The following is a 23210-nucleotide window of genomic DNA, read 5'->3' on the forward strand; positions in this document are numbered from 1 at the left end:
CGGAATTGCCCGCGGGCGGTCTTTCGCGGTTCCCGGCAGGGTTCGGATAAACGAAGACGCGGCCCTGAGGCCGCGTCCCGCGCCGTGGTTGCGGCGGTGCTTTTCGCCCCGGCGGATGGCCGGGGAAGACTCGTTATTCGGAGTGTGGACGCACGGCCTCGGACTTGCCGAAGAGCCGGTTGAGCCGTTGCTGCGCCGCGTCCAGGTACATGAAGTAGACCGGGGTGAAGTAGAGGGTCAGGAGCTGGGAGACCATGAGCCCGCCGACCACGGCCAGGCCGAGCGGCCGTCGGGCCTCGGCCCCCGCGCCCAGTCCCAGCGCGATGGGCAGGGTGCCCATGAGGGCCGCCATGGTGGTCATCATGATCGGCCGGAAACGTATCAGCGCGCCTTCGCGAATCGCTTCGGCCGCGCGCAGTCCGTGTTCGCGCTGGGTCTCCACCGCGAAGTCGATCATCATGATGGCGTTTTTCTTGACGATGCCGATGAGCATGATGATGCCCACGAAGCCGTAAATGTTCAGGTCGAGCCCGAAGAGCATCAGCGTGAGCAGCGCGCCCACGCCCGCCGACGGCAGGCCGGAAAGAATGGTCAGGGGGTGGATGAAGGATTCGTAGAGCACGCCGAGGACCAGGTAGATGACCAGGATGGCCATGGCCAGCAGGACCCACAGGCCGCGCATGGAGTCCTGGAACGCCTGGGCCTCGCCCTGGAAGCTTGTGGACACCGAGGCGGGAATCACTTCGCGCGCCAGCCCGGAGACCGCGTCCACGGCCGAGCCCAGGGACTCGCCCGGCGGCAGGTTGAAGGAGATGGTCGCCGAAGGCAGTTGGCCCGAGTGGTTGATGGACAGCGGCCCCACGCCGAGCCCCCACTTGGCCAGCGTTTCCAGGCGGATGAGCCTGCCGTTTTGCGACCGCACGGAGAGCATGGCCAGGGCGTCCGGGTTGCTTTGGTATTCCGGAGCCAGCTCCATGATGACGTCGTAGGTGTCCGTGGGCGCGTAGATGGATGAAACCTTGCGGTTTCCGAAGGATGTCGAGAGGGCGTCCTCGATCTGGTAGGCGGAGATGCCCAGCGCCGAGGCCCTGTCGCGGTCTATGTCGATGGCCAGTTCGGGATTGTCGAATTCCATGTCCGAGGAGACGTCCTGCACGTTGGGCAGGTCCCTCATGCGTTTTTCCATTTCGGCGGCGGCCAGGAAAAGGGCTTCGGTGTCCGGGCTTTGCAGGGTGTACTGGTACTGCCCCTTGGAGCTGCGCCCGCCGATGCGGATGGCCGGGGGATTGGACACGTATGACCGGATTCCCGGCACCTGCGCGAGTTTGGCCCGGAGCCGCTGCTGGACCGCTTCGATGGGCCCGCGTTCGCGGCGGGGCTTGAGGTCCACCATGAGCCGCCCGGAGTTGCCGCCCTGGTTGGGGCCGCCTCCGCCGACAACGGACATGTAGCCTTCCACGGCCGGGTCCTTGCTGATGATGGCCATGAGCTGGTGCTGGCGCGTCTTCATGATGTCGAAGGCCACGCCCTGTTCGGCCTCGGTGCGGACCATCAGCCTGCCCGCGTCCTCGGTGGGCAGGAATCCCTTGGGAATGGCGCGGAACAGGATCACGGTCAGGGCCAGGACCAGGACGGAGGCGAGCATGGTCAGCCTGTGGTGGCGGATGGTCCAGTCCAGGGACGCCGCGTAGGCGTTGCGCAGCCCCTCGAAGCCGCGTTCGAACAGGTTGAAGATCCTGCCTCCGCGTTTCTGTTCCGCGCGCGGGCGGATTATCAGGCTGCACAGCATGGGGGTCAGGGTCAGCGAGACCAGCCCGGATATGAGGATGGAGGCGCAGATGGTCACCGCGAATTCGTGGAAGAGGCGCCCCACGATGCCGCCCATGAAGAGCACGGGCAGGAACACGGCGGCCAGGGATATGGTCATGGAGACGATGGTGAAGGCGATCTCCCTGGAGCCGTCCATGACCGCCTCCATGGTGGATTTGCCCATCTCCCCGTGGCGGACGATGTTTTCGAGCATGACGATGGCGTCGTCCACCACGAAGCCCACGGACAGGGTCAGCGCCATGAGCGAGATGTTGTTCAGGCTGAAGCCGTGGACATGCATGACCGCGAAGGTGCCGATGATGGACATGGGCAGGGCCAGACTCGGTATGATCGTGGCCGACAGCCTGCGCAGAAAAAGGAATATGACCGTGATGACCAGGGCAACGGTGAGCAGCAGGGTGAACTGGACGTCCTCGATGGATTCCTTGATGGACTCGGAGCGGTCGTAGAGGATGTCGAGTTTGACGGCGGCGGGCAGTTGGGCCTGGAAGGTGGGCAGCAGGTCGCGCACGGCCTCGACCACCTCCACGGTGTTCGTGCCGGGCTGGCGCTGGATGGCCAGGACCATGCCGGGTTGGCCGTTGTACCAGTTGCGCCGTCTGATCTGCTCCACGGAGTCGAAGACGTGGGCCACGTCGGACAGCCGCACGGGCGCGCCCTTGCGCCAGGCCACCACCAGCGGCTTGTAGTCCTCGGCGTTCATGAGTTTGCCGCTGGAGCGGACGATGTACTCGCGCACGGGACCGGCCACGGTGCCCACAGGCAGGTTGACGTTGCCCTTGCGCACGGCCTCGGCCACTTCGTCCACGCCCAATTCCATGGAGGAGAGCTTTTCGGGCGAAAGCTGGATGCGCACCGCGTACTTCTGGGAGCCGTAGACCATGACCTGGGCCACGCCGTTGACCATGGAGATGCGCTGGGCCATGAAGTTCTCGGCGTACTCGTTGACGTCGGACAGCCGCATGGTCGGCGAGGAAAGCGAAAGGTAGAGGATCGGCGAGTCCGCCGGGTTGACCTTGCGGAAGCTTGGAGTGGAGGTCATGTCGTCGGGCAGCCGCCGCAGGGCCGTGGTGATGGCCGACTGCACGTCCAGCGCGGCGTCGTCGATGTTCCGCTCCAGGTCGAACTGGAGGGTGACGCGCGTGGAGCCAAGGCTTGAAACCGAGGTCATGGAATCCAGGCCCGCGATGGTCGAGAACTGCTTCTCCAGCGGCGTGGCCACGGACGAGGCCATGGTCTCGGGGTTGGCGCCGGAGAGCTGGGCCGAGACCTCGATGGTCGGAAAGTCCACGTTGGGCAGGTCGCTGACCGGCAGCCTCAGGTAGGCCATGATGCCGAACACCAGGATGGCGGTCATGAGTAGGGTGGTCATGACCGGGCGTCGGACGAAAAGGGCGGACGGATTCATTATTCGCCGTCCTTGGACGGGCCTTGTCCCTTGCCGTCGCCGGGAGCGTTCTTGATGGATACCTTCGCGCCGGGGCTCAGACTCACCTGGCCGTCCAGGACCACCAGCTCGCCGGAGTCAAGCCCCGCGCCGATGACGGTCCGCTTGCCCACGATGTGGGAGGCCGTCACCTGTCGCGCCTCAACGGTTCCCGTCGACGGGGCGTCCTTGTCCGTCGTGATGACGTAGACGTAAGGCCCCTCCATGCCCTGCATGACCGCGCCGGTGGGCAGGAGCAGGGCGTCCTTCAGGATGCGCAGGGTCAGTTCCACCCGGGCGAACTGGCCGGGCCAGAACCGGGTGTCCTCGTTGGGGTAGGAGGCCAGCAGGCGGATGGTGCCGGTGGTCGTGTCCACGGCGTTGTCCACGGCGGCAAGGTCCGCGTCCACGGGCGCGGCGTCCGTGCCGGAAGGGGTGATGCGCACGCGCATGGGGCCCTGTCGGCGGCGTGCCATGATTTCGCCCAGGTACCGTTCCGGCAGGGTGAAGGAAATGTTGATGGGCCTGATCTGGTTGATGACGCACAAGGTGCGGTCGTCGTTGGCCTTGATGACGTTGCCGACGTTCACCTGGACGATGCCCACCCGCCCGGGGATGGGGGCGCGGATGGAGGCGTAGTCGCGGTCGAGCCGGGCCTTTTCGAGGGCGGCCTCGTTGAGCCGGATGGTGTTTTCCAGGGACGTGGCCTCGGCAAAGGTGTTGTCGTAGGACTCCTGGGCAACCACGTTCAGGTCGCGGAGCTTGGAGTAGCGGCGCAGGTCCTCCTTGGCCTTGTTCAGGTGGGCGCGGTCCCGGTCGAGCCGGGCCTGGGCCTCCATGACCGCCAGGTCGAAGGAGCGGGAATCGACCTGGAAGAGCAGGTCGCCCGCCTCCACGTCCTGGCCGTTTTGGACCAACTGCTTCTCGATGATCCCGCCCACCCTGGACTTGATCTCCACCGAGGCGAGCGGCGTGACGTTGCCCACCGCGGACAGCGTCACAGGGACATCCTCGCGCACGGCCTCCGCAGCCGTGACCGGGACCACCTGTTCGCGTTTGGCCTTCTTTTCGCCGTTTCCGCAGGCCGCGAGGAAGCCCGCGGCAAGCAGGCAGAGCAGCCCGGTCAGGACCGGGCGGACAACGGCCCGGCGACAGGCTCGATTCTTCTTGAGTTCACCAATAAGTGAGCGAGGCACATGCCCTCCCGGTATGCAGCCCCGCATCGGGCGGGAGCCGTATGACGTCAAACCGCCGGACACCGGCGGACGGTCGTTTTATTCACACTGACCGAGTTTATAATTGCAAAGAAACGCAAATACAATGGGGCTGCCCACGCTAATAGCGGTCCCGGCCGCCCCGACATGTCACCGCACGGGGAATCCCTAGGCGATTCGCTTTCTTGCCGCTTGCAGAAAAATGAGCGGTGCAGGTTCAGGGGGAAGGAGTGAGGGCGCGCCTTTCCGGGAAGGCGTTTCCCCTTCTATTTTTGAAAGATTGTTATCAGCTTTTATTTATTGATTTTTTCAGAATGCGGACTGCCGGGCGGAGCCGCCGTGGTGATCCGGCAAGCCTTTTCCGAAATTGTAAAGGACTTCGTCCGGGCGGAGGGTCCCGCCGGTTCGCATCAGTCGTTGCGCGTGGCGTCGTCGAGGCCGTCGTGGTCGAGGATGCGAATGTTCCGGCCCGAGGCCTCGATGAGGCGGAGCCGTTTGAATCTCTGGATGACGCGGGAAAGCGTCTCCGGGGTGGTGCCGACGATTCTGGCCATTTCGGCGTGGGAAATGTGCAGGGAAAACGGGTCGCCGGGACGGGTCGCGCAACACCCCTCGGAGTGGCGGAGGAAACGGGCGATCCGCTTCTGTGTGCCGTGCAGGGCCAGTGATTCCACGAGATTCATGGTCTCCAGCAGTCTGCCCGCCAGGGTCTGCATGATCTTGAGCAGGAGGATGGGCTCGCGCCGGGCCAAATCCTCCATGTCCTCCGAAGGGATGCCTGCCACGAGGCTCTCTTCGAGGGCGGTCACGTCCACGGGGTAGGGCTTGTCCGTGAAGGCCGTGCAGAAGCAGAACGGTTGCCCCGCCTCCACCAGGTAGAGGGTCTGCTCCTTGCCTTCCGGGGTGCTGCGGAAAATCTTGGCCCTCCCGGACAGGACGATGAAGAAGGCCTGGGTTTCGTCCGACTGGCTGATGATCCGATCCCCCGGCTCGTAGACATTGGTCTCGGCCCGGTTGGCCAGCGCCCGGACCGCCTCGTCCTCAAGTCCCGCGAAGAGGGGGATTCGTCGTAATAACCGGAAGTTGTCCATGGCTTTTTTTCCCATAAAAATTGATCGCGATCAATGTGATGATAAAAAAATTCTCCTATGATATATGCGTGAATAGGCTTTAATAGCCTATAATGTAAGGAGGTATTTAAATGACTATTTCCCGCAGAGGATTTTTGGGAGCGTTGGGGGTCGCGGGAGCGGCCTCGGCGGCCCCCGGAAATGCGCAGGCGTGGCAATCCAAGGCGCCGCCCGATCCCTACGGCTGCCTGGTGGATTTGACGCGCTGCGTAGGGTGCCGCAAGTGCGAGCAGGCGTGCAAGGAGGTCAACGACCTGCCCGAGCCCGCCGTGAAGTTCGACGATCTGACCGTGCTCGACGCCAAGCGGCGGCCGGATCAGAACGTCTTCACCGTCATCAACCGTTATTATCCGGGACGCATCGACGACCGCGACAAGCTGGCGCCCACCTTCGTGAAGGTGCAATGTATGCATTGCCAGGACCCGGCCTGCGTTTCGGCCTGCATCACCGGGGCTTTGACCAAGAAGGACAACGGGGCGGTGCACTACGACGTCGACAAGTGCATCGGCTGCCGCTACTGCATGGCCGCCTGCCCCTTTGAAATTCCGGCCTACGAGTACGACAAGCCCATCATGCCGCGGGTGCGCAAGTGCACCTTCTGCTACGAGCGCATCGCAAAGGAGGGCGGCAAGCCCGGATGCGCATCGATCTGCCCGGTGGAGGCGATCACCTTCGGCAGGCGTTCGGAGCTGCTGCGCATGGCGCGCAACCGCATCGAGAGCGATCCCGGCAAGTACCTGGATCACATCTACGGCGAACACGAGGTGGGCGGCACGAGTTGGCTGTACATCTCCAACGTGGACTTCGAGAAGGTCGGCTTCCAGAAGCTGCCCACGCGGCCCATGCCGCAGACCACGGAGACCATTCAGAGTTCGCTGTTCAGCTACCTATGGTCTCCGCTGGCCCTGTTCGGGGTTCTGGGGGTGGTCATGGGCGCGACTTCCCGCAAGCACGGCAAGGAGGGCGATCATGACGCATAAGCCGCAACCCGTGGCCCGGCCCTTCTGGACGCCGGGCGTGCTGGTCATGCTGGCCCTGATGATCGGGGCGGGCCTGACCCTGGCGGTCCGCTACACCTACGGGCTGGCCGCCGTGACGAACCTGAACAACCACTATCCGTGGGGCATCTGGATCGGACTGGACGTGGCCTCGGGCGTGGCCCTGGCCGCGGGCGGGTTCACCACCGCCTTTCTGGGGCATATCCTGGGCCGCCACTACTACGAGGCCGTGACCCGGCCCGCGCTGCTGACCGCCGCGCTGGGCTACACCTTCGTGGCCCTGGCCGTGTTCTTCGATATCGGCCGCTCCTGGGCCATCTGGAAGCCGGTTTTCTTCCAGAATCACAACTCGGCCCTGTTCGAGGTGGCCATGTGCGTCATGGTCTACGTCTCCGTTCTGTGGATCGAGTTCATTCCTGTGCTGGCCGAACGGCTGGGGGACCGGATAAGGCTTCTGGCCTTGCTGAACCGGATGCTGGACAAGACCATGTGGGTCTTCATCATCCTCGGGGTGGTGTTGTCCTGTATGCACCAGTCGAGCCTCGGCACCCTGCTGGTCATCGCGCCCACCAAGGTGTCGCCGCTGTGGTACACCCCGTATCTGCCGCTGCTCTTCCTGACCTCGGCCTTCGCCGTGGGGTATCCCATGGTCATCGTGGAGACGACCATCGCCACCTCCTCGCTCAAGCTGGAGTCCGAGATGAACGTGCTCACCCCGCTGTCCAGGATCACCATCCTGCTGCTGGGCGTGTACATGTTCCTGAAGATCGGCGACCTGATCGCGCGGGGGGCGTATACGACCCTGCTGGACGGTTCGGCCCAGAGCAACGCCTTCCTGGTGGAAGTGGGGCTGGGCGTGGTCCTGCCGTGGTTCATGCTGCTCTCCCGTGCGGTGCGCAGCTCCCGCAGGCTGCTGTTCATCGCGGCGCTGCTCATCGTGTCGGGCGTCATGCTCAATCGGTTCAACGTGTTCGTGGTCTCCTTCAAGGCCCCGTACGCGACCTACCCGTACTATCCGGCCATCGGCGAGATTCTCGTCACCGTCGGGGCCGTGGCCACGATCTTCTTCCTCTACCGCCTGATCGTGACCTGGTTCCCGGTGCTTTCCGCCCAACGACAGGAGGTGTCGCAATGATGAGGAAGATACTCGGATGGCTGACGTTCGCCTTCGCGGCGGCGATTCTGGCCGGGGCCGTCCCTTCCGTGGCCGCCACGGCTCCGGGCGCGTCCGCCGAGCCTCCGGCCAAGTCCCGGAAGGATCAGACGCCGAGGCCGGAAGGCTGGTCGCCCGTGGACCAGGTGAAGGCCGAGGAAGAGGCCCGCAAGCCGTATCCGTATGTGGAAAAGGTGCTCATGGAGGACCTGCCCCTGCGGCAGCAGCGCTTGCGCGAAATGGGCATCGGCCCCAAGGACATCAAGCGCAGCTACATGCTGCTGGACAGCCCGCTGGTGGAGACCTTCGGCCGCAAGTATGAACCCGTGCGGTTCATGCACGCCAAGCACGCGGCCGCTCTCGGCGGCGATTGCGCGTCCTGCCATCACTACCGGCCCGCGGATCCCGAAGCGTCGGAAACCGTGGCCTGCCGCTCCTGCCATCAGGACGCGTTCTCGGAGAAGAATCCCGAGCGCATCGGCCTCAAGGCGGCCTACCACATGCAGTGCATGAACTGCCATGAGGAGATGAAGCAGGGCCCGGTGAGCTGCGAAGGGTGCCATTCCAAGCGGAGCGTGGACCACAAGGAACTGGTCAGGCTCCCGGAGAATCCCACGCCCCAACAGGTGACCGGGGAATGCCTGCGCTGCCACGAGCAGGCGGGCGAGGACATGCTCGACACGGCCCACTGGCTGTGGCGCGGCCCGTCCCCCTACACGGTGGAACACAGACGGAGCGTCATGTCCGGCAAGGGGACCACGACGCTCAACAACTTCTGAATATCCCCCATCAGCAACGAGGCTCGTTGCACATCATGTCATGCGGGATACGGCTGGAAGGATGGGTCTTTCGACTTCTCCAACAAGAACAACATCGACTGCCTGGTCTGTCACGACACCACGGGCAGCTACAAGAAGGCGCCGCCGGCGGCGGGTATGCCCGACCCCAAGGTGGACATGCTCTACGTGGCGCAGCGCGTCGGCCCCACCAGCAGGAAGACCTGCGGGGCCTGCCACTTCAGCGGCGGCGGGGGCGATGCGGTCAAGCACGCGGACATGTCCGCAGAGCTGTACTGGCCGGACCGCAACTGCGACGTACACATGGGCGGGTACGACTTCTCCTGCGTGGAGTGTCACAAGACCCGCAACCACAAGATATCGGGCCGGTCCACGTCGGCTCCGGTGGCCGAGGGGTCCCGCGCCTGCGAGGACTGCCACACCACCAAGCCCCATTACGGCGAGACCCTGCTCGACCATCACCTGAACAAGCATTGCGAAACCGTGGCCTGCAACACCTGCCATTCGCCCATCTACTCCAAGTGCGCCCCCACCAAGACGTGGTGGGACTGGTCCACCGCCGGAGACAAGAAGCGCGAGATCGGAAAGGACAAGTACGGCAAGCCCGACTACGACTGGAAGAAGGGCGACTTCCGCTGGGGCGAATCCGTGAAGCCCGAATACGCCTGGTACAACGGGTTCATGAAGCGGCTGCTGCTCGGCGACGCCATCAACCCCGAGGCCAAGGGGTTCAAGTCCGGCGATCAATTGACCGACGCACAGAAGGCCGGTCTGGTGAAGACGAACATCACCGAGCCGATAGGGTCCATCAAGGACCCGCATTCGCGGATCACGCCGTTCAAGATCATGTCCGGCATCCAGCCCGCCGACGCCAAGCATCGCTATCTGCTCCTCCCGCATCTGTATCCGTATGACAAGGAGGACAAGACCGCATATTGGAAGGGCGCGGACTGGCAGGCCGCCTTCAAGGAAGGCATGGAAAAGGCCAAGCTGCCGTACAGCGGCGAGTACATCTGGGTGGCCACGGAAATGTACTGGCGCATAGAGCACGAAGTCATGCCCAAGGAGCACGCGCTCTCCTGCGTCCAGTGCCATGACAGCCTCAAGGGTGAGAAGACCTGCGACCGCTGCCATCAGGACGCCCGCGACGTGAAGTTCCGGGAACTGACGGAAAAGGGCGCGGACTTCGAGCTGCTGCGGATGATGGGCCGCGATGTGGGCGACCTGATAGGCAAGACCGACTACGTCGACTTCAGGAAGCTCGGCTACAAGGGCGACCCGATCCTCTACGGCGGCCGGTTCAGCCAGTTGCCGCTCGGACAGGGGCCCGCCCCGAAGTAAGGGAGAAATCCTCCCGCAAAAGGCAAGGCCCGGAGTCGCGCGACTCCGGGCCTTTTTGCATGTGGATGCCGCCTGCTGCGTCAGGCCTGGATGCCGTAGCGGTCCATCTTGGCGTACAGGGTGTTGCGGCCGATGCCCAAGGCCTTGGCCGTCTTGCTGATGTTGCCTTGATGGAAGTCCAGGGCCTCGCGGATGGCGTCGGCTTCGCGATGCTTGAGGAGGAATCCCTTGTCCCGGGAGCGGTCGGCGGAGCCGATGGCCTTGCCGCCCGTTTTTTCCAGGAGGTAGTCGGGCAGATGCTCGGGCAGGAGCAGGTCGCCGGACAAGTTGTTCGCCGCGTACTCCAGGCAATTGACGAGCTCGCGCACGTTGCCGGGCCAGTCGTGGGCCATGAGCAGCGCCCCGGCTTCGGGGGAGATGGCCGGGCAGGGAATGCCGAAGGCCTCGCACAGCCGGTTGAGGTGATGTTCGGCCAGCAGGGAGACGTCGTCGCCGCGTTCCCGCAGCGGTGGAATGGCGATGGTCACGACGTTGAGCCGGTAATAGAGGTCCTCGCGGAAGAGTCCCCGGTCCACCAGGTCGCGCAGGTTCTTGTTGGTGGCCGCCAGTATCTTCACGTCCACGGGCAGGGGGCTGGTGCCGCCCACCGGGACCACGGCGCGTTCTTCAAGCGCGCGGAGCAGGTTGACCTGCTGGGACAGGGGCATCTCGGAAATCTCGTCGAGGAAGAGCACGCCCTTGTCCGCTTTCTGGAATTTGCCGACCCTGCCCCGCTTGACCGCGCCGGTGAAGGCTCCTTCCCGGTAGCCGAACAGCTCGCTCTGGACCAGTTCTTCCGTGAACGCGCCGCAGTTCACGGCCACGAAGGGCTGGTCGGCGCGGGGGCCGGCCAGGTGGATGCCCTTGGCGAAGAGCTCCTTGCCGGTGCCGGATTCGCCGGTGAGCAGCACGGTGGACGGGGTGCGGGCGGCATTGGCCGCCCGGCGGATGGCCTGGCGCATGGCTGTGCCGACATGAAGCACATGCTCGAATCCCTTGATGTCCTCGGAGTCGGGCTGCCTGCGGGAGGCGGTGCGCGAACCGGCCGCGAACTGCCGCGCGCGCTGGGTCTCGCTGACCGTGACTATGGTGTCGAGCCATGCGCCGCTGGCGCTGAAGGTCGGCATGACCCGGATGTACAGGTTGGAATTGACCAGGCACTTGACGATGACCGGTTCGCACAGGGAGGCGTTCTTGGCCTTGGCGAGATACGGCGCCAGGTCGAAAAATTCCTCGGCCTTGCGGCCGCGCAGGGCGTCGCCTGACCGGCTCAGCAACAGCTCGGCGGTGTTGTTGGCGCTCGTGATCCTTCCGGATTTGTTCAGGAACAGCACGCCGGTCATGACCGAATTGAACATGGAGGAGAACAGGGAGGCCATCTGGCCTTCCAGTTCGGAACAGTAGAGGCGGCTCAGGTTCTGCTCCAAAGCCCTGGCGGCATGGAGCACGAGGTCCATGGCTCCGGAATGGTCGGCCGTGGTCGGGCCGGAGATGTCGAAGCAGCCCCAGACGTTGCCCCGGGGGTCGAGGATCGGCGCGGCGGTGCAGTTCCATCTGTGATGGCTTTCGCAGAAATGCTCCGCGCCGAAGACCTGCATGGGGCGTCCCGTGGCCAGGGCTGTGCCGATGGCGTTGGTGCCCACGCAGGATTCCGACCAGTTCGCGCCGGGCCCGAAGTTGAGCCGGTCCGCTTCGCGCAGGACGGCGAGGTCTCCGCAGGTCCGGGCCACGCGGGCGTCGGCGTTGGCGATGGTCATGAGCAGCCCCTTGCCCTTGATGAGGTCATAGGCCGTGTTTTCGATCTCTCCGCAGATTCTTTCCAGGGTGATGGTGAACTGTTCGAGCTGGTTCATGGGCAGGAAGTCCCAGCAACTGCGGGGGGCCGGGTCAACGGCCATGTCCTTGCAACGCTGCCAGGATTCGAGCAGGGACTGATCCACGTCCTTCGCCTTCACCCTCTTGCCTTCCACGAACCGTTTCCAGCTTGAATAGTCGACTTGCGCGCCGCGTTGCGCGCGCGAGCGGAGCACTGGAAGGGACGCACGGCCTTCCGGCTCGTGCGGGTCCCGCCGTATTTCGAATCCGTTTCCATCTCTGAGGAGCAGGTGCATGACTTGCCTCCGGACTGACACAGGAAATGCATTTATGACCGCATGGTCGTTGTCCTCCAAGGTCAAAATCGTGTCAAGTGTTCCAAATCCGAACGCTCAGTCTATGGCGAATTATCGAATAGACTTTTTATATCAGTGCGATGCGGCTGTTTGAAAGACGTTTTAGTGAATTGCCGCCGGTTGTTCGCGCCCCGAACAGTTGTTCGGCCAAAAATCTAGAAATACGTGATATTATGCTAAAATAATTGGTTTAAATCTATTGGCACCGCCGTTGCAATCCTCCTGCGAACATAAGCAAAAAAACAGGAGGACTTGGTTATGGCTCAAAATGTGATAATGCCCAAGTGGGGCCTGACCATGAAGGAAGGTAAGGTCGTCCGCTGGCTTAAGGGCGAAGGGGATTCGGTCGAAGCCGGAGAGCCCTTGTTCGAGGTGGAGACGGACAAGATTACCAACTCGGTCGAATCGCCCGCCGGGGGCGTTCTGGCTAAAATCATCGTCCCCGAGGGGGACGTGGCGCCGGTACAGGCCGTGCTCGGCATCATCGCCGCGCCCGGTGAGGCCGTGGAGAGCGCGGCCGCGCCTTCCGGGGCCGGCGGGGCAGGTGCGGAGGCGGCTCCCGCAGCCGTGGCGGAAGCGTCCGCCGCCGCTCCCGCCGGGGACGGCAAGTTCGTTCCGGCCATGCCCGCCGCGCGCAAGCTCGCCCGCGAGCTGGGCGTGGACCTGGCCGCAGTCGCCGGGACCGGGCGGAACGGTTCCATCACCATGAAGGACGTCCAGGCCCATGCCGATTCGGCCTTTGCCGGAATCAACGCCAGCCCCAAGGCCATCGAGTTCGCCCGCAAGCAGGGCATCGACCTTTCCATGGTCGAGGGAACCGGCGAGGACGGCAGGATCACCAAGGCGGATATTCTGCGCGCCATGAATCCGGCTGCCGACCAGCCCGTGGCCGCCGCGCCCGCCGCCAGGGACACCGTGCTGCCCATGGAGGGCGTGCGCAGGCTCATCGCGGACAACATGCAGGCGAGCCTTCAGAACGCCGCCCAGTTGACCGTGTTCGTGGAGGTCGACGTCACCGGGATGGTGGACCTGCGCACGCGGCTGCTGGAGCGCAACAGACGCGACGCCGAGTACCGCCTGTCCTACAACGACATCATCTCCTACGCCGTCTGCCGCGCCCTGAAGCGGCATCCGATCATGAACTCCACGCTTCAGGAGGACGGCATCCATCTGCACGAGCGCGTCAACCTCGGCGTCGCCGTGTCCATCGACAAGGGGCTCATCGTGCCCAACGTCAAGGAAGCCGACACCTTCGGTCTCGAAGAGCTCAGGACCCGTATCCGCGACGTGGCGGGGCGGGCGCGCAAGGGCGGCCTGAGCATGGATGAAATCAGCGGCGGCACCTTCACCATCAGCAACGTCAGTATGCTCGGCGTGGACGGCTTCACACCCATCCTCAACCCGCCCGAGACCGGCATTCTGGGCGTGGGCCGGATCGTCGAGAAGCCCGCCGTTCACAACGGCGAAATCGCGGTGCGCCGGATGATGACCCTGTCCCTGACCTTCAACCACATGACCACGGACGGGGCTCCGGCCATGGCCTTCCTGCGCGAGCTTGGAGACATGCTGGAAACCCCGGGCCTGATGATCGTCTAAGGGGGCTCCCATGGCATTGAAGCGGTTTGCGATCGAACTCGGCTACGCCGCCGACCTGCACGGCGAGGACATGACCAAGGCCGCTGTCCGCGCGGTGCGCGACGCCGTGTCCCGCGTCTGCCTGTGCGGCATCGTGGAAATCTGCGGCCGTGATCGATTCCAGGGGGTGCATGTCCATGCGGATGTGGCCGTTCCGAACCCCGACGGCGTGGACCGCGACGCGGTGCTCGCCTGCATTCCCATCGGCGAAACGTCCCTGACGGTGCGCGCCGGGGGAATGAGCGTGCCGGGGCTGGAGGTCCCGTGCTTCGCCCCGGGCGTGAGCAACATAGTCGCGGCCTGCGCCGCCCTGACCGTCTCCATTGAGATGGACGCGGCGGAGGGAGCGGAAGGATCGAACCAACAGGCCGGCGGATGCGCCGCCAAGGCCGAATAACTTACAGGAGAGAAAGCAATGGCTCTTAGCAAGAAGACATTGATTCACATGTATGAAACCATGAACAAAATCAGATTGTTCGAGCAGAGATTGCAGGAATTTTTCGCCGCGGGCGAGATTCCGGGCTTCGTGCACCTCTATCTCGGAGAGGAAGCCGTGGCCACCGGGGCCTGTTCGGCCCTGACCGATGCCGACATGATTACCAGCACCCATCGCGGCCACGGTCATCTGCTGGCCAAGGGCGGCGATCTGAAGCTGATGATGGCCGAGATTTTCGGCCGCTCCACCGGCTATTGCAAGGGCAAGGGCGGTTCCATGCACATCGCCGACCTCGACCTCGGCATCCTCGGCGCGAACGGCATCGTGGGCGGCGGTGGGCCGTTGGCCGTGGGCGCGGCTCTGGCCGCCAAGTACAAGAAATCCAAGGACGTGGCCCTCTGCTTCTTCGGCGACGGCGCATCGAACCAAGGTACGACCCAGGAGGCTCTGAACATGGCCAGCGCCTGGAAGCTGCCCCTGGTTTTCGTCAATGAGAACAACGGCTACGGCATCTCCTGCCCGCAGTGCAAGTCCATGGCCGTGGTCGACATCGCCGACCGCGCCGCCGCCTACGACATGCCCGGCGTGGTGGTCGACGGCAACGACGTGCTGGCCGTGCACGAGGCGGTCACCGAGGCCGTGAAGCGCGCCCGCAACGGCCAAGGCCCCTCGCTCATCGAGTGCAAGACCTACCGTTGGCGCGGTCATTTCGAGGGCGATGCCTGCACCTACCGTTGCGTGGAGGAGCTGGAGGAATGGATGGCCAAGGACCCCATCCCCCGGTTCGAGGCCAAGCTGTTGGAGAGCAAGACCCTGTCCAGGAAGGAAGCGGACACGATCAAGGAGCGCATCGCCAAGGATATCGACGAGGCCGTGGACTTCGCCAAGAACAGCCCGATGCCGTCCACCAGCGTGCTCATGGACGACGTTTACGCCTAACCGGCGGTTCACCTTTAACGAATCCAATAAAATTCTACGGAGAGAACAATGTCCGAAAAAACATATCTTCAGGCACTCAATGAGGCGTTGAGGCAGGAAATGGAGCGCGACGGGAACGTGTTCATTCTCGGCGAGGACGTGGGCCGGTTCGGCGGTTGCTTCGGCGTCACCCAGGGCCTGTTCGACCAGTTCGGCGAAGACCGCGTCATGGACACCCCCATCACCGAAAGCGCCATTGTCGGCGCGGCCGCCGGTGCAGCGGCGGCCGGGCTGCGGCCCGTGGCCGAGCTCATGTTCGTCGACTTCATCGGCGTGGCCATGGACCAGCTCTTCAACCAGGCCGCCAAGATGCGTTTCATGTTCGGCGGCAAGGCTACGGTGCCCATGACCCTGCGTATGCCCCAGGGCGCGGGTATCGGCGCGGCCGCCCAGCACTCCCAATCCTTGGAGTCCTGGTTCATGAACATCCCCGGCCTCAAGGTGGTCATCCCTTCCACCCCCTATGACGCCAAGGGGCTGCTCATCAGCGCCATTCGCGACGACAACCCGGTGGTCTTCCTGGAGCACAAGCTGCTTTACGGGGTTTCCGGCGAGGTTCCGGACGAGAGCTACTCCATTGAGCTGGGCAAGGGCGAGGTCAAGCGCGAGGGCGCGGACGTGACCATCGTGGCCACCTCCCAGATGGTCTACTCCGCCCTGGAAGCGGCGGAGCGGCTCAAGGCCGACGGCATCGACGCCGAGGTCGTGGACCCGCGCTGCCTCCAGCCGCTGGACAAGGATATCATCCTGGAGTCCGTCAGGAAGACCCATGCCCTGGTCGTGGTCCACGAGGCCGTGCAGTTCGCCGGTCCCGGCGCGGAGATCGCGGCCATGGCGGCCGAAGAGGCCCTCGATTACCTGGACGCCCCGGTGAAGCGGGTCGGCGCGCCGTTCTGCCCGGTGCCGTTCTCCCCGCCGCTGGAGCAGTTCTACATTCCCGGCGCGGACAACATCGTCGCGGCAGTCAAGAGCATTCGCTAATCCCATAGCCTGGCGGGAGGGCGGTTTCGGCCGTCCTTCCGCCGCACTCTCATGAGGGCGACCCATTGAGCATCGCAGCCATTCTGGCCAATCCCGCCTCCGGCAAGGACATCCGCCGCCTGGTGGCCCACGGTTCCGTTTTCGACAACCAGGAAAAGGTGCGTATGGTCCGGCGGCTCATCCTCGGCCTGGAAAAGGCCGGGGTGACCAGAATTCTCTACATGCCGGACTCCTACGCCATCGTGCCGAGAGCCCTCAACGCCATTTCTCCTTCCATCCCCGTGGAAGCGGTGGAAATGCCCATCCGCAACAGCCAGACCGACACCACCGTGGCGGCGGGCATCATGGAAATCCTCGGCGCGCAGTGCCTTGTCGTCCTCGGAGGCGACGGCACCAGCCGGGCGGCCTGCAAAGGCTCGACGGCCGTTCCGCTTCTGCCGCTTTCCACGGGGACAAACAACGTCTTTCCCTTCATGGGGGAGGCCACCGTGGCGGGGCTGGCCGCCGGGCTGGTGGCCTGCGGGCGGTTGTCCCGCGACAAATGCTGCTACCGTTCCTGCATGTTCGATGTCCTCCTCGACGGCGAGGTGGCGGACATGGCCCTGGTGGACGCGGCGGTGTACGACGACGTGTTTCTCGCGTCCAAGGCGGTCTGGCACATGGACAAGGTGCCCCAACTGTTCCTGACCCGGTGCAGCGCAAGCGCCATCGGGCTGTCGGCCATCGGCGGCCAGTTGCGTTCCATCCGGCCGGAGGAACCGAAGGGGCTCGCACTGCGTCTCGGGAACGGATCGCCCTTGGTGGTTACCGCCGCCATCGCGCCGGGCATGTTCGCGGACGTGCCCGTCACCGGCGTCACGGAGATGGCCCCCGGAGAGATTTTCAACATCGAGACAAGCCCCGGACTCATCGCCCTGGACGGCGAACGCGAGGTGGAGATACCGAGCGGCTCCCGCGCGTCCATTCGGCTGAACACCGAAGGCCCCCTGGTCATCGACGTGGACAGGACCATGGCCCTGGCCAGGGATGAGGGGCTGTTTCGGGGACCGTACAAAAAAGCAAAGGAGTCGATATGAGCAAGGCACTGAAAGCCGCATTCATCTTTGTCGCGCCCAACACCGATCCGGCGCGGGACCGCAACTGGGTCAGGACCGAGGCCGTGGAGCTGCTGGCCGTGGCCGTGAAGGACTATGCTCAGGCCGAAACCGTGGCCCGAGACCTGGTTGAGAAGGAAGGCGTCGCCGCCATAGAGCTGTGCGGCGGATTCGGCGTCGCGGGGACCGCCCGCGTGGCGGCGGCGGTGAATGTGCCGGTGGGCGCGGTCCGGTTCGACGTGCATCCGGGCCTGGGCAACGTCAGCGGGGACACCCTGTTCGGCTAGCCGAAGAAAGGACGTTTGCCGCGCCGCAGGCGCAACATGGGATGCAGGGGCGGGAAGCCTTGCCCGCCGGATGCGAAATCACCCGGTCCGGGACGCAGGTCAGGCCCCGGCGAGCACGTGCTCCTTGGTCACGAAGCAGGTGAACGTTCCGCTGAAGACCACATCTTCGCCGCACGACACTTCCACCTGTACGAGATGCTTGCGCTCCTGCGGGGTCTGGTCCTGCGCCGTGGCGATGAGCACGTCGCCCACTCGGGACGGTTTCAGGAAGCGGGTCTCGGCCGCGCCGAGGACCACGTTCGGGTGGTTGACGGACAGCATGGCGGCATAGTCGGCCAAGCCGAATATGAACCCGCCGTGCACCAGTCCGCTGGCGTCGGCGGCCATGCACGGGGCGCATTCCAGCCGGACCGTGCTGCTCCCTTCCTTTATTTCGACCGGCTCGCCGCACAGGGCGCGGTCGATGCCTTCGTGGGTCTTTATCTCCATCAATGCCTCCGGGAAGGCGGCCTGGTCGTCCGCCGTCGGGCTGGCGGCGGAGCTTCGGGGCCCGGGGCGGAACGCACGCCCCACGGCCCCGACGAAATCCGCCGTCCGGTTAATCGAAAAGGTCGTCCAGTTCGTCGAACACGTAGTGCATGTACATGACCTTCGGCGAGCCGCCCATGGAAATGGCCAGCATGGCGGCCTGCATGATCTCTTCCTTGGTCGCCCCGTGGCTGGCCGCTCCCTGGATATGAAGGGAGATGCACATTTCGCACTGGGACATCATGGAGCAGGCCACGTGAATCAGTTCCTGCGTCTTGTGATCGATGGGGCCAAACTGGCTGATCTCCTTTGTGAAGGCAAGGTAATTCGGGAAGACGTTGCCCGCGCGCTGCGTCATTTTGGCCAAGGTCGTTGCTGCTTTTTCGGATGCATCCATGAGATTTTCTCCTGGGTTTTGAAGTTGCGATGCACGAATACAGCAAGGAGTATGCCCCGGTAATTTTTGTATTAGAAAACAGTATGTTTGCTTAAATAACGGATTGCGGAGATGGGGAAAGAAGGCCGAAGCCTGTCCCGGACGTGAACATTGCTCGGATTTCGAACAGGCCGTCCGGGACGGGCTTAGAACAGGCAGTCGAGGAGGGTGGGCAGGGTGACGCCGTGCAAGTAGTCGTCGAGGGGGATTCCGGACAGGCGTTCCTCGATTTCTCGGCGGTCGTGGCGGCTTCCGACGAGCCGTTCCTCCAGCTCGGCGACGTCGCGGACGCCGAAGTAGTCGCCGAACAGCCGGGCTTTGAGGACGCGCCCTTTCTTGACGTAGAGGTTTACGTCCAGCAGGCCGCCGGGGGTGCGGGTGCGTCGGCTGAAATTGTAGGCCGGGGAGGAGCCGAAGTTCCAGTTCCAGGTGCGGTACCGCTTGTCGGCCAGCCGGTCGATGGCCTCGGTCTCGCCGTCGGTCAGGGCCATATGGTCCGGGGAGGCGTTGTCGGATACGAACGCCATGAGCGCCTCGATGAACTCTGTGACTTCCATGGGTTTTTCCAGGTGGCTGGATATGTTCGTCACCCTGGAGCGCACGCTTTTTACCGCCTTGTCCCGGTATTTTTCCGGGTCCACGCGCAGCGCGCCTGAGAGGTCGGTCATGTCCGAGGCGAAGAGCAGGGTGCCGTGGTGGAGGATGCGCCCGCCGTGGAAGTGCTGGGCGTTGCCCGAAAATTTTTTGCCGTCGATGAGCAGGTCGTTGCGGCCGCTGAAGACGCATTCCACGTCCATGGAGCGCAGGGCCTGCTGGATGGGCACGGTAAACCGCTCGAAGTCGAGTCCTTCCGATGGGTTGCCGTTGTTGATGAAGGTGAAGTTGATGTTTCCGAGGTCGTGAAACACGGCCCCGCCGCCGCTCAGCCTGCGGACCACCGGGATGTCCCGTTCCCGGGTGAAGGTTTCGTCGATTTCTGCCAGGGTGTTCTGGTTTCGTCCGACGATGACCGCGGGCCGGTTGCGCCAGAGCATGAAGACCTCGTCGCCGGACTCCGTCAGCAGCCATTCCTCGGCGGCCAGATTGAACGCGGGGTCGGTGGATTGGTTGTGGATGTATCGCATGAACGCTCCTTTGTGGCGGGCATTGCAAAAGGCGGGCCCGGCGAATCCGGGCCGTCCGCCCTATACCCGCTGTAGGGCCGCCGGGCAAGGCTCCGCTTCGGCGATCTGTCTGGCCTCGGGCGGCCGAAGAGGGTATGACCCTTGCATCGGGAACGCCGCAAGGAGGGAAAGACGTGACCGAGTGTATCGACATCGATCTCGTGGCCAATGCGGGAGTCATGGTCAGGGGCGGCGGACTGGGGCTGCTCGTGGACGGCGTTCACGATCAGGACGGACATCCGTTCAGCCGTGTGAGCGTGGAGGACAGGGAGCGCATGGCTCGGGGAGAGGGTATTTACGTTCACCTGGACTACCTTTTGTTCACCCACGAGCATCCGGACCACTTCACGCCGGGGCTGGCGTTGGAGTTCCTTCGCCGCAGGCCCGTGAGGGGCGTGTTTCTGCCGGACGCGGCCGAAGGTTCGCCAGAGCTGGCACGGTACAGGGACGCGCTCGCGGAGAAGGGCGTTCCGAACTGGTCCATGGGCCTTTTGCCGGGGCAAACCCGAACGGTGAAGCCCGAGCCGGGGCTGTCTGTGACCGCCGTGGGCGCGCGCCACATGGGGCCGCAGTTCCGGGAGGTGCGCAACGACTGCCTGCTCGTTTCCCTGGCGGGCATGAACCTGCTTTTCACCGGCGACGCCGATCATGTGCCGGATTATTACGGAGACGCCCTGAGAGGTGTGAATCTCGACGCGGTTTTCGTCAATCCGATTTTCTTCCACAATCCCGACGGCCAGGCGATTATCGACGGCATCTTCCGTCCGCGCGAGGTGTTCATCTACCACATGCCGCCGGAGGGGCGCGATCCGTTCCATCTCGCCTTCACGGTCAGGCGCGCGCTGGAACGGTACGGACGCCCGGACCTTCCGGTTCATGTGCTCGACGCGGGCAACCCCTCGGCGCGCCTCTGCCCGCCGGGCGAGTAGGGGCTGCTGATTCCTGCGGGCGGATTGCGGTCACGGCCGATTGCGGCTACTGATGGGGGAAGGACCACAACCATGCCCGAACCCACGACATCTCCGCGCAATTCCGGCTCCCGGCTGTCGGACCGGCTCAAGAAACAGCTCTTTCTCTACGCTTCCGGCGCGTTGCTCGTTCTGGCGCTCGGCGTGGGACTTTCCGTGGTTGCGACGCTGTTCAGCCAACTTGAGCAGGCCGAGGAGGCCGGGCTTGCCCATATCGCCGAGACCCGCGCCCTGGCCGTTGGCGAGTGGTGCCGCCGGGCCGTGGACCTGTCGCGGCAGGTCACAAGCCGGACCCGCATCCGGGAGGAGCTGGCCGCGTACAGCGCGGGCCGCGTCTCTTTGGAGGAGCTGGCCGCCTTTACCCGGCCCAAGCTGGAAGACGCCATGAACCTGTCCGAGGAGGTGGTCGGCCTGACCCGCCTGGATCGGGACGGCCGTTTCGTGACCTCGGTGGGCGTGCCCGTGCCCGAGGCCCTTGCCGAGGATTTGGCGTCGTCCGCCGGGGACGTGCGCTTCTCCGCCCCCTCGGTTCTGGGGGGCGTTCCGTGTCTGGTCATCGCCGCGCCCATTCGGGATCGTCCCGGGCGCAGGCTTGGCGTGGACCTGGTGGTCATGAACATTTCCCGGCTCCTCGGGATCGTCGAAAGCGGACGCAACGTCCGGGGCGCGGGAGCCATCGGCCTCGGCTACGCTACAGGGAACGGCGTCGCGCCGTTTCCTGACGGAACCGGGGGAACGGTCGGGACGGCGGGCAGCCAGGCGGAGGCGTTGCGTCTGGCCGTGGCCGGGAAATCCGGCATCCTGGCCTTCGGCGACGAGGTCACGGCCTATACCCCGGTGAGCGGCAGCGGATGGGGACTGGCCGTGTCCATCAACGAACGGGAGTTGTACAACCCGATCAGGTTGCGGCTCATCCAACTGGCCCTTTACTCCCTGCTCATTTATGCGGTCTGCCTCATCGGCCTGTGGCGGCTGCTGCGTCCGCTGACCGGGCGGCTCCTACTCCACGCCTCGGAGCTGGAGTCCGAGGTGGACGCCAAGACCGCCACCCTCAAATCCGAGTTGGACGCCCGGCTCAAGGCCGAACACGCCCTGGAGGAGGCCCGCAGGGAGCTTGAGGACCGCGTGCGCGAGCGCACCCGCGAACTGGCTGAGGCCAATGAGGAGCTGCGCAAGATTCACAGCCGCTTGGCAGGGGAGCACGAGCAGCGCAAGATACTGTCCCGCGACCTTATCAACCTGCTGGAGGAGGACCGCCGGGAAGTGGCCCGCGAACTGCACGACCACACCGGGCAGCTTCTGACCACCCTGCGGCTTGATTTGCAGGCCGCATTGGAGTCCCTGGCCTCGTCGGACGGGTGCTGCCGGGGGCAATTGGAGAGCGCGGCGGACAAGATCACCCTGGTCCAGCGCGACATCAAGTCTATTTCCAAGGGGCTTCGGCCCGACACTTTGGAGTATCTCGGCCTGGCCCAGGCCATCGAGGCGCTGCTCGACGAGTATCGCGCCGCCACCGATCTCGACATTCATTTCTTCCATAAGGGCGTGCCCAAACGTTTTGACAGCCAAAAGGAGCTGGCCCTATACAGGATCACCCAGGAGGCCCTGACCAATACGGTCAAATACGCCGGGGCCAGGCAGGTCCACATCAGCTTGATCGACCGGGACGGGCGGCTCAACCTGACCATCGAGGACGACGGCCGGGGGTTCGACCCGGCGGCCGTGGCCGAGGCGGCGGGGTCGTCCGGCAGCCTGGGACTGACCCTGATGAAGGAACGCATGGTCCAACTGGAAGGGGCTTTCCACCTCGAATCCGCACCCGGCCGGGGCACGCAGATACTGGCCGAGCTGAACATCCGGGAAAACAACGATGCATAAGACCTCCCTGCTTATCGCCGACGACCATCAGGTGGTCATCGCGGGCATCCGCAGCCTGCTCGCCCCGCGCCGCGACATCGAGATCGTGGGCGAGGCCGCCAACGGCGTCGAGGCCGTGGACCGCGCCCGCGCGTTGCGCCCGGATATCGTCATCATGGACATCTCCATGCCGGAGATGGACGGGGTGGAAGCCACCGAGCGCATCCGCGAGGTCTCGCCGGACACGCGGATCATCATTTACACCATGCACTCGGACCAGCGGTTCATCCTGGAGCTGTTCAAGGCGGGCATTTCCGGCCATGTGCTCAAGGAAGGTCCGCCCGCCGAACTGTGCGCCGCCGTGGAGGCGGTCATGGCCGGGAAGACGTATTTTACGACCATCGATCCGGCCGCGCTCCTGCGTCAGCTCTCCCCGGAGCGTGCGGGCGAGGCGGCCTTGTTCGATCATCTGAGTCCGCGCGAGCTGGAGGTCTTCCGGCTTTTGGCCGACGGTCTCACCGTCAAGGAAGCGGCGGCCAAGCTCCACATCAGCCCCAAGACCGTGGAGACCCACAAGTACAATCTGATGGAAAAGCTCGATGTCGGGACCATTCCGGACCTGACCAAGCTGGCCATCCGCCACGGGCTGATCTCGGTCTGACGCCCGTCCGGCACCTTCCTTCGGGAAATTCCCCACCCTTGGCCGTGGGCTGCGTCGGTCCGTGTCAGGCTTATATTCTCTAACATA

Annotated in this window: 19 protein-coding genes; 12 read left to right on the top strand and 7 right to left on the bottom strand. The window is 64.4% G+C overall.

Annotated features, from left to right (window positions below):
- Window positions 1-133: 133 nt before the first annotated feature.
- From PSN43_RS13175 to PSN43_RS13185, 3 genes are all read right to left on the bottom strand, one after another.
- Complete coding sequence (locus PSN43_RS13175) at window positions 134-3238, bottom strand: efflux RND transporter permease subunit (RefSeq protein WP_272701201.1); 3105 nt, start codon at window positions 3236-3238, stop codon at window positions 134-136.
- Window positions 3238-4452 (bottom strand): efflux RND transporter periplasmic adaptor subunit, encoded by a 1215-nt coding sequence (locus tag PSN43_RS13180; protein ID WP_272701202.1) that lies wholly within the window; start codon window positions 4450-4452, stop codon window positions 3238-3240. The genes PSN43_RS13175 and PSN43_RS13180 overlap by 1 nt, the downstream gene beginning before the upstream one ends.
- A gap of 428 nt (window positions 4453-4880) precedes the next feature.
- Entirely contained in the window at window positions 4881-5561 is a 681-nt protein-coding gene (locus tag PSN43_RS13185; protein WP_272701203.1) for a Crp/Fnr family transcriptional regulator, read from the bottom strand.
- A gap of 110 nt (window positions 5562-5671) precedes the next feature.
- On the opposite strand from PSN43_RS13185, the gene PSN43_RS13190 reads away from it, so the two are divergent.
- Genes PSN43_RS13190 through PSN43_RS13200 form a run of 3 tightly spaced genes read left to right on the top strand, consistent with a single transcriptional unit; the run spans window position 5672 to window position 9889 of the window.
- Entirely contained in the window at window positions 5672-6580 is a 909-nt protein-coding gene (locus PSN43_RS13190) for a 4Fe-4S dicluster domain-containing protein (RefSeq protein ID WP_272701204.1), read from the top strand.
- Window positions 6570-7733, top strand: coding sequence for an NrfD/PsrC family molybdoenzyme membrane anchor subunit (gene nrfD, locus PSN43_RS13195; RefSeq protein WP_272701205.1), 1164 nt, complete (start codon window positions 6570-6572; stop codon window positions 7731-7733). Before PSN43_RS13190 ends, nrfD begins: the two co-directional genes overlap by 11 nt.
- Window positions 7730-9889: a tetrathionate reductase family octaheme c-type cytochrome gene (locus tag PSN43_RS13200; protein WP_272701206.1), complete on the top strand. Its 2160-nt coding sequence runs from the start codon at window positions 7730-7732 to the stop codon at window positions 9887-9889. The genes nrfD and PSN43_RS13200 overlap by 4 nt, the downstream gene beginning before the upstream one ends.
- An 80-nt stretch (window positions 9890-9969) precedes the next feature.
- On the opposite strand, the gene PSN43_RS13205 is transcribed toward PSN43_RS13200, so the two are convergent.
- Window positions 9970-12039, bottom strand: a complete 2070-nt coding sequence (locus PSN43_RS13205) for a sigma-54-dependent Fis family transcriptional regulator (RefSeq protein WP_272701207.1) — start codon at window positions 12037-12039, stop codon at window positions 9970-9972.
- Window positions 12040-12357: 318 nt separating this feature from the next.
- Here PSN43_RS13205 and PSN43_RS13210 point away from each other — a divergent pair, with 318 nt between their 5' ends.
- The 6 genes from PSN43_RS13210 (at window position 12358) to PSN43_RS13235 (ending at window position 17510) form a co-directional block, all read left to right on the top strand.
- Entirely contained in the window at window positions 12358-13695 is a 1338-nt protein-coding gene (locus PSN43_RS13210) for a dihydrolipoamide acetyltransferase family protein (RefSeq protein ID WP_272701208.1), read from the top strand.
- 10 nt (window positions 13696-13705) lie between these two features.
- Window positions 13706-14131, top strand: coding sequence for a Lin0512 family protein (locus PSN43_RS13215; protein WP_272701209.1), 426 nt, complete (start codon window positions 13706-13708; stop codon window positions 14129-14131).
- 18 nt (window positions 14132-14149) lie between these two features.
- The gene (locus PSN43_RS13220) at window positions 14150-15109 is read left to right on the top strand and encodes a thiamine pyrophosphate-dependent dehydrogenase E1 component subunit alpha (RefSeq protein ID WP_272701210.1); all 960 of its coding nucleotides are present in this window, start codon (window positions 14150-14152) and stop codon (window positions 15107-15109) included.
- A 48-nt stretch (window positions 15110-15157) separates the two neighbouring features.
- The gene (locus PSN43_RS13225) at window positions 15158-16129 is read left to right on the top strand and encodes an alpha-ketoacid dehydrogenase subunit beta (RefSeq protein ID WP_272701211.1); all 972 of its coding nucleotides are present in this window, start codon (window positions 15158-15160) and stop codon (window positions 16127-16129) included.
- Between the two features lie 65 nt (window positions 16130-16194).
- On the top strand, window positions 16195-17205 hold the full coding sequence (locus PSN43_RS13230; protein WP_272701212.1) for an NAD(+)/NADH kinase: 1011 nt from the start codon (window positions 16195-16197) through the stop codon (window positions 17203-17205).
- Window positions 17202-17510 carry a DUF6506 family protein gene (locus tag PSN43_RS13235; RefSeq protein ID WP_272701213.1) on the top strand — a complete coding sequence of 103 codons (309 nt, stop codon included), beginning with the start codon at window positions 17202-17204 and terminating at the stop codon, window positions 17508-17510. The genes PSN43_RS13230 and PSN43_RS13235 overlap by 4 nt, the downstream gene beginning before the upstream one ends.
- Window positions 17511-17609: 99 nt before the next feature.
- On the opposite strand, the gene PSN43_RS13240 is transcribed toward PSN43_RS13235, so the two are convergent.
- The 3 genes from PSN43_RS13240 to PSN43_RS13250 all read right to left on the bottom strand — a co-directional run bounded on the left by PSN43_RS13240 (window position 17610) and on the right by PSN43_RS13250 (window position 19598).
- On the bottom strand, window positions 17610-17999 hold the full coding sequence (locus tag PSN43_RS13240) for a PaaI family thioesterase (RefSeq protein WP_272701214.1): 390 nt from the start codon (window positions 17997-17999) through the stop codon (window positions 17610-17612).
- A gap of 109 nt (window positions 18000-18108) precedes the next feature.
- Window positions 18109-18435, bottom strand: coding sequence for a carboxymuconolactone decarboxylase family protein (locus tag PSN43_RS13245; RefSeq protein WP_272701215.1), 327 nt, complete (start codon window positions 18433-18435; stop codon window positions 18109-18111).
- 185 nt (window positions 18436-18620) lie between these two features.
- The gene (locus tag PSN43_RS13250; protein WP_272701216.1) at window positions 18621-19598 is read right to left on the bottom strand and encodes a lipoate--protein ligase; all 978 of its coding nucleotides are present in this window, start codon (window positions 19596-19598) and stop codon (window positions 18621-18623) included.
- A 173-nt stretch (window positions 19599-19771) separates the two neighbouring features.
- Between PSN43_RS13250 and PSN43_RS13255 the strand changes: the two genes are divergently transcribed.
- The 3 genes from PSN43_RS13255 to PSN43_RS13265 all read left to right on the top strand — a co-directional run bounded on the left by PSN43_RS13255 (window position 19772) and on the right by PSN43_RS13265 (window position 23123).
- On the top strand, window positions 19772-20566 hold the full coding sequence (locus tag PSN43_RS13255; protein WP_272701217.1) for an MBL fold metallo-hydrolase: 795 nt from the start codon (window positions 19772-19774) through the stop codon (window positions 20564-20566).
- A gap of 72 nt (window positions 20567-20638) precedes the next feature.
- Window positions 20639-22483 carry a sensor histidine kinase gene (locus PSN43_RS13260; protein ID WP_272701218.1) on the top strand — a complete coding sequence of 615 codons (1845 nt, stop codon included), beginning with the start codon at window positions 20639-20641 and terminating at the stop codon, window positions 22481-22483.
- On the top strand, window positions 22476-23123 hold the full coding sequence (locus PSN43_RS13265) for a response regulator (protein WP_272701219.1): 648 nt from the start codon (window positions 22476-22478) through the stop codon (window positions 23121-23123). The genes PSN43_RS13260 and PSN43_RS13265 overlap by 8 nt, the downstream gene beginning before the upstream one ends.
- Window positions 23124-23210: the final 87 nt, after the last annotated feature.

This window comes from Desulfovibrio sp. Fe33, assembly GCF_028532725.1.
In the GTDB taxonomy this organism is placed as follows: domain Bacteria; phylum Desulfobacterota; class Desulfovibrionia; order Desulfovibrionales; family Desulfovibrionaceae; genus Pseudodesulfovibrio.